Origin of the sequence: Streptococcus sp. GS001, from assembly GCF_021595565.1 — a bacterium.
In the GTDB taxonomy this organism is placed as follows: domain Bacteria; phylum Bacillota; class Bacilli; order Lactobacillales; family Streptococcaceae; genus Streptococcus; species Streptococcus xiaochunlingii.
In genome coordinates this window covers 392,852-403,795 of sequence record NZ_JACSYJ010000001.1, presented here as the reverse complement: position 1 = coordinate 403,795, position 10,944 = coordinate 392,852, and the positions used below count along the sequence as shown (strand labels likewise).

Genomic DNA, 10,944 nt, shown 5'->3' with positions numbered 1-10,944 from the left:
AGAACGAGCCTTCAAGGGCTTTTTTTCGTTATAATAGACATTCTTAATAAATTGCCGTTATAACAGAAAATAAAAAAGGTTGTATAAAGAACCTTTTTATTTTTTTATCTATCCAAGTTTGAACTTTACTTACTGTTTCTATACTTAAATCTTCAAAAAGTATATTTTATAACTTGTTTAAAAAATTATTTTATTTTTAACTTTTCCGCAAAATCATATAATTTTTCAGCTGTAAGTAGGGCCATTTTATCCATACTAGTTTTTCCTTTTCTAAGGTCAGCTACTGTAGACCAAGGAAGGTCTGCACCTTTAGCGATTGCGGTTGTACTTATTTCGCTGTTTAATAACTTTTCTATTTGTTCTCTCATTTAACCACTCTCTTTACTTCCTTTTGCCATTTAAAATCATAAGAAATACAAAAAATACGATTGTGAAAATTGGTAAATATTTCATTTTTTTTCTCGATATGATATAATCATGGTAGGTCTAAGGGGCTTTCGCCCCAACCTACCTGAGCCTTACTTGAACCGCTTTGTTTTACTTGTCTTGCGTTCTTTTGGCTCTTTTTTTATTGCCATGATAACACTTGCGATCCCTGTTAATAAGGTTCCGGTTGCTACCATTAGTTCAGCAATCTCCGATATTTTCATATCTTCCTCCTTTCTGATTATATTATATCACGGTTTGCCGTGATTGTCGATCTTTATTTGTAATTTTTTTATTTTTTTATAATTAAAAAGAGTGCGTATCGCACTCCTTTCTCTTGTTTTCACGATAGGATTTATGGCCTATCCTTTCCTTGTATTATTCTTCTTTATCCGGAATCACTTTGAACAAATAATAGCTTATAAAAATAGTTAATCCCACTAGACCTAATTTCACAAACCAGAGTGGAGCCAGGTAAATGGAAATCCCCATCAAAAGATAAATTTGTAGAATAATTCTTTTTTTCCGCTTCTTAGAGATCGCCTTTGTTTCCCGATAATCTGCTACATAAGTTTGGTACAACTTGGTCCCATGTAACCATTTTTCAAATCGTTGAGAACTTTTGGCAAAACAAGCCATGGCTAATAAAAGAAACGGGGTTGTAGGTAAAATAGGTAAAGGAATCCCAATAATCCCTAATCCTAAGGAAATAAACCCCACCGTCATATACACATATTTCAAACTAATTGCTCCTATCCTTCCATTCATTTCCAGCCTATAATACTGAACTGAAAGAGAGTGGGACAAAAATCGGTAATTGGTTAGAACTCGATTTCGTCGTCCCACCTCCGCACAGTTGAGTAGGGCTGTAAAAGCTGATGAAATCAGCGTAGTAGAGCCCACTCAACCACTGCGTCTTACTCGACAATCCAAAGACAATTGAGAAGCTGGGACTTTTGTCCCAGCCTCTTTTAATCATCTAGATATCTACTAATGGAGTCGCTGTATCTGGAGATGTATCCAACACTTCAAAATCATGACCCACTGCCAAATCTGCTCGAGCCAATTGATTGACCATGGTCATATGGGCCAATTCCTTGATATTGTTTTCCTTGGATAAGTGGCCCAGATAAATTTTCTTAGTCTTATTGCCTAGGGTCCGAATCATGGCATCCGCACCATCTTCATTAGAGAGGTGACCCAAATCGGATAAGATCCGCTGCTTTAATCGCCAAGCATAAGAGCCAGCTCGTAGGATTTCCACATCGTGGTTGGACTCGATCAAATAGCCATCTGCATTTTCAACAATCCCTGCCATCCGATCACTGACATAACCTGTATCCGTCAGCATGACAAAACTCTTCCCATCCTTCATGAAACGATAGAACTGGGGAGCCGCAGCATCATGACTGACACCAAAACTTTCCACATCCAAATCCCCGAAGGTTACGGTCTTGCCCATTTCAAAAAGATGTTTCTGGGAGTCATCGACCTTCCCAAGGTACTTGCTTCCCTCCATGGCCTTCCATGTAGCTTCATTGGCGTATAGGTCCATCCCGTATTTACGAGCTAGTACACCAACACCATGAATGTGATCCGAATGTTCATGTGTAATCAAAATAGCATCAAGATCTTCGGGTTTGCGATCAATTTCTGCAAGCAAACCTGTAATCTTCTTCCCGGACAAGCCTGCATCTACTAGAATTTTTTTCTTAGGTGTCTCTAGGTAAAATGAATTACCACTCGAGCCCGAAGCTAAAATACTATACTTAAACCCTTTTTCATCCATTTGTCTTCTTATTCACCTTCATTATCCCATCCATCATCCAGGATAGCATCTTTATCATATGGTAGAACAATCGTGAAAGTAGAACCTTTTCCATATTCACTCTTGGCCCAAATAAATCCTTTGTGCTGCTTGATAATTTCCTTCGCAATGGCAAGTCCTAAACCAGTCCCACCCTGGGCGCGACTACGTGCCTTATCCACGCGATAAAAGCGATCAAAAATTCGTGGCAGGTCCTTTTTAGGAATCCCTAAGCCCTCATCCGAAATCGAAATAATCAACTGGGCATCTGTTGTTTTCATCCCCACACGAATTTCCCCACCATCTGGGGAATATTTGATAGCATTATTTAAGATATTGTCTAAGACCTGTGTCATCTTGTCTGTATCAATTTCAACCCAGACAGGAGAAATAGGATAATCACGAACAATATCATATTTCTTCTCGCCAGCCTGGTTCTTCATCTTATCAAAGCGATTCAAAATGAAAGTGATAAAGGCTGTAAAGTTGGTCAATTCAACATCCAATTGACTGGTTTCATTATCGATCCGCGAAAGACTTAATAGATCCGTCACCATCCGCATCATCCGGTTGGTCTCTGTCAAAGATACTTTGACAAATTCCGGTGCAACTGGCTCCGTAATGGCTCCGTCATCCAAGGCTTCCAAGTAAGATTTAACACTGGTCAGTGGTGTTCGGAGTTCATGACTAACGTTGGATACGAATAAACGACGTTCCCGCTCTTCCTTGTCCTGTTCGGTTGTGTCATGCAAGACGGCAACCAGACCAGAAATAAAACCAGACTCTCTCCGGATCAAAGCGAAGCGAACCCGTAAAGAGATGTACTCCCCATTTTCATCCTGCGAATCGATAGTCAATTCTGGAACATTGGTAATCAAGTCACGCAGTTCATACTCTTCACTAATGCCAAGCAGATCTAGAATACTGATGTTCATGACCTCTTCGACCACGACATTAAGCTGTTTGGCAGCCATTTCATTAACCAAAATAATCTGCCCCCGACGATTGGTTGCTAAGACCCCATCTGTCATATAGGAAAGAATACTGGTCAAGCGCTTGGTTTCTTGTTCCAGATTTTCATGCGTCAAACGAATCACTTCAGACAAATCATTGATACTGTTGGAAATCTCTGTTAATTCAGGACCCCCTTGTAAATCAATGATATCGGAATATTCTCCAGCAATCAAACTCTTAATCTTATCATTCAACAAGCGTAGCTTCATGTTATCCCGACGATTTTCCAGGATCAACAAGGCGACAACAATAATAAATCCAAGAGTAATTAGGACAAAGATAAAATTATAAGAGGTTATGACTTCTTTGATGTAATTAATCATTGTTTCTCATATAGTAACCGACACCACGGCGCGTTAAAATATACTCCGGACGGCCTGGAATATCTTCGATTTTTTCACGCAAACGTCGAATCGTTACGTCCACTGTCCGAACATCACCAAAATAATCGTAGCCCCAGACTGTTTCCAGCAAATGCTCACGGGTCATGACTTGGCCTACATGGGTCGCCAAGTGATAGAGCAACTCAAATTCGCGATGGGTCAACTCGAGCTCTTTGCCTTTTTTCTGAGCAAGGAAGGCATCCGGAATGATTTTCAAATCACCAATCACAATCTCTGAATCTGATGTAGACTCTGTCTGTGATTCTACCGTTAGTTCTGTCCGACGCAACAAAGCTTTTACGCGAGCTTGAAGCTCACGATTTGAGAATGGCTTAGTCACATAGTCATCCGCACCAATTTCAAGACCGATGACCTTATCAAATTCTGTATCTTTTGCAGATAAGACAATAATCGGTACATTACTGGTCTTTCGAATGGTACGCGCTACTTCCAAACCATCAATTTCAGGAAGCATGAGGTCCAAAATCAAAATATCTGGGCTCTCAGCTTCGAAAACAGCCAGTGCTTCTTTTCCATCGAAGGCAGTCAAGACTTCATAGCCTTCTTTGGCCATATTGAATTTTATAATATCCGAAATCGGCTTTTCATCATCTACAACAAGAATTTTCTTCATACATGTACCTACTTCTATTTTTTCTTTGCTTCTTCAAATCTCTGTCCTTTCATTATAGCAAATTTCTTTGAAAAATGGGAGTTATACTTTGATTTGTAAAGAAAGAGAAAGAAAAAGGTTGTGCAATAGAAAAAATGATAATCACAATATAGAAGTCACTATAATAGCGCTTGAATAATTATTTTCAATCCACAAAAAATTCTTCAACACGTGATTTGTTGGCGATATCAGCAAAAATTGCTGTTACAAACACACTCATCATGTTTAAATATTAAAACGGTATCTTCTTTCAGAGGAGATACCGTTCTTCCTTTTTTGAATAAGGAATCTAAAATTTCTGACTTTCTCTATATGTTCAATTGATAGATTTCTTCAGAAAAAGGCTGTAAAATTTTTGATATAATATGTAGGATGGACTGATGGATATTTAAAAGATAATGTTCAAAAGAATTACAAATGAGAATTAAAAATATGTCAAATTGGACATAAGTCTCTCTACCATCATCCATGCAGAAACAAGATTATATGAAATAAAAGGAGTAACCAATGACCAGAAACTATTCAACACGTGAATTCCGCGAGAAACTATATGATGACCTTCATGTTCGATTAAGAGATACAGTGATTTTGATGTGTTCGATTTTTATTGCCTCTATAGGTCTAAATATGAATTCAACAGCTGTCATTATTGGAGCCATGCTGATTTCCCCTCTTATGACACCGATTATTGGACTGGGGTTTGGTTTAGCTATTTTTGATACGCGTTTAATCAAGCAATCTCTAGGGGTTTTATTTACTCAAGTATTGGTCAGTTTGCTTGTCTCGACTCTATATTTCTGGATTTCTCCCTTATCTTATGCAAGTAGCGAATTGATTGCACGAACCTCTCCAACCATTTGGGATGTTCTCATTGCTATTGCTGGTGGGATAGCAGGCTTTATTGGTTCAAGAAAAAAAGAAGCAAACAATATCGTGCCAGGAGTAGCCATTGCAACTGCTCTAATGCCACCTATCTGTACTGCAGGTTATGGTTTAGCTAATGGAAATGTACGGTTCTTATTTGGAGCTCTCTATCTTTTCTTGATCAACTGTGTCTTTATCATGCTAATCAACATTGTTGGAACAAGAATTTTGATGAGAAAATCTCCCTTAAGTTCATTTAATGAGCTAAACATTAAAATGAAAATTGGGTTGATATCCTTGATTGTATTATTGGTCCTTCCAGCCTGCTATTCAGCAGTCACTCTGACGATGGATCAAGCGCGAAAAGAAGGGATCAAACAGTTTGTAGGAAAAGAGTTCGCTAATCATACGGTCATTAATCAAGTCTACAAGTCAAGGAATAATGAATTGGTCTTGACAGTTGTTGGAGATCCGATTTCAGAAGAAGAATTAGAAACCATTCGCCAAAAACAAGCCTCTTACGGTATTGAATCTGTTCAATTGAAAGTCAATCAAGTCCATAATTCGACAAAATTAGATAGTGAGGCGACCAAGGAATTTTACGAAAACATTGACAAGTATATCGATCAAAAACTCTCTGAAAAAGATTCACAAAACGATCTCGTAAAAGAAAATGAGGCAGACAAGGATTGAGGATAATCAACTCATCTAACTCATGGAAGCAAATCTTGGGAGGATATCCTATATCCAAAAGTTAATGGATAGAAAGGATTATTGATGAGGATACTATTTGTGGTGGTTTGACCAATCACTACTAGCTCAGGTTAAACAAAATATAAAAATGCGGTGGGACAGAAATCGATAGACAAAGTCTCGATTTCGTAGTCCCAGCCCCGCGAGGATGATTAGGAGCTTTTTGGAGTCTAAAAGACGAACAAAAAGTTCAATCAGCTACCTCGTCAAACTTTGATTGCTAATAAAAAGTGAGGTCGGGATCTTTTGTCCCAACCTCTTTTTTAGGTAGCTGGAATTTTTATCCCAGGTTTTATCGTTTTATTTCTCAACACGAGATTTGTTGGCGATATCAGCTAGGATAGTTGCTACAAACTCATCTACTGACACAGTGTTTGTTTCTTTTTGTCCATAGCGACGAACGTTGACAGTTCCATCTTCCATTTCCTTGTCACCAACGATCAATTGGTAAGGAATCTTGCTAGTTTGTGATGCACGGATCTTGAATTGCATTTTTTCATTACGTTCATCCACATCAGCACGGACACCACGGTCACGGAGTTTCTTAGCTACTTCCCAAGCGTAGTCCACGTGTTTTTCGTTAGATACTGGGATGAGGGTTACTTGATGTGGTGCAAGCCATGTTGGGAAGGCACCCTTGTAGTTTTCAATCAAGATAGCTGTGAAGCGTTCCATTGTTGAGATAACCCCACGGTGGATCATAACTGGGCGATGTTCTTCACCATCAGCTCCGATGTATTTAAGGTCGAAGCGTTCTGGAAGCAAGAAGTCAAGCTGGATAGTGGAGAGGGTTTCTTCTTTTCCAAGGGCAGTCTTCACCTGGATATCCAATTTTGGTCCGTAGAAGGCAGCTTCACCTTCAGCTTCAAAGTAGTCAACGCCCATTTCATCAAGGGCAGCACGAAGCATGGTTTGGGCATTTTCCCACATTTCATCGTTATCAAAGTACTTGTGAGTATCTTGAGGGTCACGAAGAGAGAGGCGGAAACGGTATTCATTCAAGTTGAAGTCTTCATAAACATCGATAATCAACTGAAGAGCACGTTGGAATTCTTCTTGGATTTGTTCTGGAGTCACAAAGAGGTGACCGTCGTTGAGAGACATTTCACGCACCCGTTGAAGACCAGTCAAAGCACCTGATTTCTCATAGCGGTGCATCATTCCGATTTCAGCGATACGGATTGGCAATTCACGGTATGAGTGAACATGGTGTTTGAAGACTTGAATGTGGTGTGGGCAGTTCATTGGACGAAGGACAAATTCTTCACCGTCTCCCATATCCATAGTTGGGAACATATCTTCTTGGTAATGATCCCAGTGACCAGAAGTCTTGTAAAGTTCTACAGAAGCAAGTGGTGGAGTGTAAACGTGTTGGTAGCCAGAAGCCAACTCCTTGTCGACGATGTAGCGTTCCAATTCACGACGGATAGTAGCACCGTTTGGCAACCAGAATGGCAAACCTTGTCCAACCTCTTGAGAAATCATGAAGAGGTCAAGCTCTTTACCAAGTTTACGGTGGTCACGTTCTTTAGCTTCTTCACGCATTTGAAGGTAGTTCTTCAAGTCTTTCTTGTCAAACCAAGCTGTACCGTAGATCCGTTGCATCATAGCATTGTCGCTATTTCCACGCCAGTAAGCACCTGCTACATTGAGAAGGTGGAAGATTTGGATACGGCCTGTTGATGGGACGTGTGGGCCACGGCAAAGGTCTACGTATTCACCTTGACGGTAGATGGTCAACCCACCTTCGTCTTCTGAGTGCTCTTCAATCAATTCCAATTTGTATGGGTCGTTCTTGAAGATTTCACGCGCCTCGTCTTTAGTCACTTCTTCACGGATAGATGGGAAGTTTTCCTTAACGATTTTTTGCATTTCTTCTTCGATGCGAGGAAGGTCTTCGTTAGAGATTTGACCAGCTTCATTGTCAGTATCGTAGTAGAAACCATCTTCGATAGCTGGACCGACACCCAAGTGGATATCTGGGAAGAGGCGACGAGCTGCTTGGGCAAACAAGTGAGCCGCTGAGTGACGCAAGATTGGAAGGGCGTCTTCGTGATCAGGTGTCACAATTTCGATGCTCCCGTCTTCGGTGATAGCACGAGTGGTATCAATCAATTTGCCGTTGAATTTACCAGCAAGAGCTTTTTTAGCTAGGGAATTGCTGATGGATTGGGCAATGTCAAAAGTAGTCACGCCAGATTCGAATTCACGAACAGCGCCATCTGGGAAAGTAATCTTAATCATAATCTTCTCCTTATAAATTTTTAAATATCTTATGTTATAGTGAAACTCTTTTTTATTTCTTCATCAAAAAAACAAAAAAGCGACCTCCTCGAAAGGACGTCGCAACGTGGTTCCACCTTCATTTATGTTCCTCAAAAAAGAGGAACACCTCTGATTGGCTCTAACGTGGCCACCGTTTTATGTTTGCATAAAAAGTTCACCGAGTAGTCCCAAACCTATCCTCTACGCGATTTCCAGCCCCACGCGCTCTCTATCAGATTTCCTAGATTTGATATGTCTCTGACTAGTATTATAGCACGATTGAAATATTTTGCAAGAGGAAAAAGCCTCTCATCCGTAAGAGGTCCTTCTTTTGATCCTCTTACTGATTTGATTTACTCTAATCCAATAACTTGGTGATATTACGAATCTTTTTCACCTGTTTAAAGGAACCCTTCATGATTCTCACAGACCCATTCACAGGCATAGCGATGACCTTTTGTGGAATTTTCACAATGGACTTGGTCACCCGTTTGGTACGGCTTTCCTCAGGATGACGTTCATTGTAAAAATCTTTCGAAATAATGGCATCCAGATAGAACTCATAGACCCTGCGACCAAAGTTTGTAGAAGAAATTTCATACAGCTTCTCCTCCCACTTAGCCTCATCCTTTTCTGGTGTGGCTAAGGTCGCTTCTAAAATAGCTGCTGCCAAATCTTCTTCCTGGTCATACAAGATTCCGAACATCCGATCATTGATCACATTATCTAAATAAGGATTACTCTGAGCAATTAGGGGTGTCCCACTAGCGATACTCTCTAAATAGGTCAAACCTTGCGTCTCACTAGTCGAAGCCGAAATAAAGAAATCCGCTGCTTTATAGTAAAGAGCTGTTTCATTTGGTGGAATCATCCCTGTGAAGACCACCGCATCTGATACACCAAGTTTGGCCGCTTGTTTTTTTAAATCATCCAGATAAGGCCCATCTCCAGCCACAATCAATTTAATATGCGCATTTTCTTCTAACACTTTAGGCAAGGCCGCAATAACGGCTTGGATATTTTTCTCGTAAGAAACCCGTGACAAGCTCAAGAGCATGATTTCACCCTCTTGAATGCCTAATTTTTCACGAAGGGCTTGCGTCTCCACTTGTGTGATTTCAGGTCGTTCAAACTTCGCCAGCTCAATTCCTGTCGGAATAATCCGTTTTTCAGCCTTGACCTTATATTTCAGCAAGAGGTCATAGACAATCTCACTCGGGCAGATGACCCCATCCAAGTCATTCATATAACCACGAACAATGTACTTAACCATACTTGGTCGGATAACCATCCCCTTGGCAATATAACGCACATAATCTTCATACTGGGTATGATAGGTATGAATTACTGGAATCCGAAGCTCCTTAGCAATCCAAACCCCGAGTAGCCCTAAAGAAAACTCCGTCTGTGTATGGATCATATCCAGTTTGTATTGTTTGGCAATGGCCAAAGCCTTGGTAAAGCCGCGATAAGCAATCCGCCGATCCTTAAAGGCAAAGAAGGGAATACTTGGAATACGGATAATTTGCCAGTCCTCATAGCGGTTGACATCCTTATCCGTCGTCGTAAAGATAAAAACAGTATGTCCCAACTTCTCCAATTCTGTTTTAAGGGTTCGAATACTGGTCGCAACCCCCGATACCTGCGGAAAATAAGTATCTGTAAATAATCCAATACGCATATTACATCTCCAATACTTGCTGATAGGCTTTCACTAGTTGATCCGCTACCAAATCAATTGAGCGACTTTGAGCTACTCGATCCCCTGCATCGCGCTTGTCCACTTGACCAGACAAGACTTTTTCAAGAGAGTCCACAAACTCATCCACTGAATGACACAATTCTGCCGACTCTTGGTCCACCCAACCATGATAAACTGGAATATCCCGGAGAACGACATGCTGGTGACCCGCTAAGGCCTCTAGGACAACAATTCCTTCCGTTTCCTCGTAAGACGGGAAGAAGAAGGCATCCGCACCTGTCATAGCACCTTGGAACACAGCTCCCTTAAAATAGCCAGGGAATTCAACATTGCTCGGATGATCTTTCTCGACCAGACGACGAATAGCCCGAGGGATTAACCATTTATTAATCGATCCCAACCAAATAAAGCGGACATCTGGCATCCGACGAGCCACTTCTACAAAGTCTTCAATCCCTTTTCGTCTAAAGTAGAGACCCGCACATAAAACGACCTTCTCTCCTTCTTGGATATTAAAGTGCTTCCGAAAAACCTCTTCTTTTTTGGGATCTTTTTTATATTTAGACAAATCAATCCCATTAGAAACAGCGACAATTGGAGTTTTGACCCCGTAGGACTGAATCAGTTGTTTCGAATACTCTGAAGGGGTGATAATAAAATCGGCTTTTTTATACATATGAGCCAAATATTTGCCAAATAAGGGAGCAAACAAATTGGACCCAATAAATGAATTTTGGAAATCTTCCCGTGTGGAATGTCCATGCATAATGACCTTTTTCCCTCGACGTTTGGCAGCATGCAATAGCAACAAACTCCGAGGACCATAGGTATTAATATGAACGACATCGTAGTCTCCTAAAACATCTGTGGTGTAGGGGATTCCAGCCAAATCCAAGGCATGCATCTGGTGTTGGAGAGCTCGACCGATCCCCGATTTTTGTAAAACGGATTTTCCTTCTAGATACAGTAAAACTTTCATACCCTCTATTATACCTAATTTAGCAGACCCCTTCAAGTTTTACCGGAGATTCATGCAGAGACAAGAAAAAAGGAAGCC

10 protein-coding genes are annotated in these 10,944 nt (G+C 40.6%); 1 reads left to right on the top strand and 9 read right to left on the bottom strand.

What is annotated here, in order from left to right; translation table 11 throughout:
* Positions 1–185: 185 nt before the first annotated feature.
* From H8S88_RS01965 to yycF, 6 genes are all read right to left on the bottom strand, one after another.
* Positions 186–368, bottom strand: coding sequence for a DNA-binding protein (locus H8S88_RS01965; RefSeq protein ID WP_125334735.1), 183 nt, complete (start codon positions 366–368; stop codon positions 186–188).
* Between the two features lie 150 nt (positions 369–518).
* Positions 519–650, bottom strand: coding sequence for a hypothetical protein (locus H8S88_RS09830; RefSeq protein ID WP_260471263.1), 132 nt, complete (start codon positions 648–650; stop codon positions 519–521).
* 154 nt (positions 651–804) lie between these two features.
* Positions 805–1,194, bottom strand: a complete 390-nt coding sequence (locus H8S88_RS01960) for a YbaN family protein (protein WP_398578213.1) — start codon at positions 1,192–1,194, stop codon at positions 805–807.
* 211 nt (positions 1,195–1,405) lie between these two features.
* Positions 1,406–2,215, bottom strand: a complete 810-nt coding sequence (locus H8S88_RS01955) for an MBL fold metallo-hydrolase (RefSeq protein ID WP_125334741.1) — start codon at positions 2,213–2,215, stop codon at positions 1,406–1,408.
* An 8-nt stretch (positions 2,216–2,223) separates the two neighbouring features.
* On the bottom strand, positions 2,224–3,570 hold the full coding sequence (vicK, locus tag H8S88_RS01950; protein ID WP_125334743.1) for a cell wall metabolism sensor histidine kinase VicK: 1,347 nt from the start codon (positions 3,568–3,570) through the stop codon (positions 2,224–2,226).
* Entirely contained in the window at positions 3,563–4,264 is a 702-nt protein-coding gene (yycF, locus tag H8S88_RS01945; RefSeq protein WP_048789362.1) for a response regulator YycF, read from the bottom strand. The genes vicK and yycF overlap by 8 nt, the downstream gene beginning before the upstream one ends.
* A gap of 546 nt (positions 4,265–4,810) precedes the next feature.
* Here yycF and H8S88_RS01940 point away from each other — a divergent pair.
* Positions 4,811–5,860: a DUF389 domain-containing protein gene (locus H8S88_RS01940; RefSeq protein ID WP_125334745.1), complete on the top strand. Its 1,050-nt coding sequence runs from the start codon at positions 4,811–4,813 to the stop codon at positions 5,858–5,860.
* A gap of 360 nt (positions 5,861–6,220) precedes the next feature.
* Here the strand turns inward: H8S88_RS01940 and thrS are convergent, their stop codons facing one another.
* From thrS to H8S88_RS01925, 3 genes are all read right to left on the bottom strand, one after another.
* Positions 6,221–8,164, bottom strand: a complete 1,944-nt coding sequence (gene thrS / locus H8S88_RS01935) for a threonine--tRNA ligase (protein ID WP_125334747.1) — start codon at positions 8,162–8,164, stop codon at positions 6,221–6,223.
* Positions 8,165–8,543: 379 nt separating this feature from the next.
* A complete protein-coding gene (locus H8S88_RS01930; RefSeq protein ID WP_125334749.1) occupies positions 8,544–9,866 on the bottom strand; it encodes a glycosyltransferase family 4 protein in 1,323 nt (440 codons plus the stop codon).
* Position 9,867: 1 nt separating this feature from the next.
* Positions 9,868–10,866 (bottom strand): glycosyltransferase family 4 protein, encoded by a 999-nt coding sequence (locus H8S88_RS01925; RefSeq protein ID WP_125334751.1) that lies wholly within the window; start codon positions 10,864–10,866, stop codon positions 9,868–9,870.
* Between the last annotated feature and the right edge of the window lie 78 nt (positions 10,867–10,944).

Coding starts and splice junctions, on each gene's coding strand:
- H8S88_RS09830 (WP_260471263.1), bottom strand. CDS start 650: ATGAAAATATCGGAGATTGCTGAACTAATGGTAGCAACCGGAACCTTA.
- H8S88_RS01940 (WP_125334745.1), top strand. CDS start 4,811: ATGACCAGAAACTATTCAACACGTGAATTCCGCGAGAAACTATATGAT.
- H8S88_RS01925 (WP_125334751.1), bottom strand. CDS start 10,866: ATGAAAGTTTTACTGTATCTAGAAGGAAAATCCGTTTTACAAAAATCG.
- thrS (WP_125334747.1), bottom strand. CDS start 8,164: ATGATTAAGATTACTTTCCCAGATGGCGCTGTTCGTGAATTCGAATCT.
- vicK (WP_125334743.1), bottom strand. CDS start 3,570: ATGATTAATTACATCAAAGAAGTCATAACCTCTTATAATTTTATCTTT.
- H8S88_RS01965 (WP_125334735.1), bottom strand. CDS start 368: ATGAGAGAACAAATAGAAAAGTTATTAAACAGCGAAATAAGTACAACC.
- H8S88_RS01955 (WP_125334741.1), bottom strand. CDS start 2,215: ATGGATGAAAAAGGGTTTAAGTATAGTATTTTAGCTTCGGGCTCGAGT.
- H8S88_RS01960 (WP_398578213.1), bottom strand. CDS start 1,194: ATGAATGGAAGGATAGGAGCAATTAGTTTGAAATATGTGTATATGACG.
- yycF (WP_048789362.1), bottom strand. CDS start 4,264: ATGAAGAAAATTCTTGTTGTAGATGATGAAAAGCCGATTTCGGATATT.
- H8S88_RS01930 (WP_125334749.1), bottom strand. CDS start 9,866: ATGCGTATTGGATTATTTACAGATACTTATTTTCCGCAGGTATCGGGG.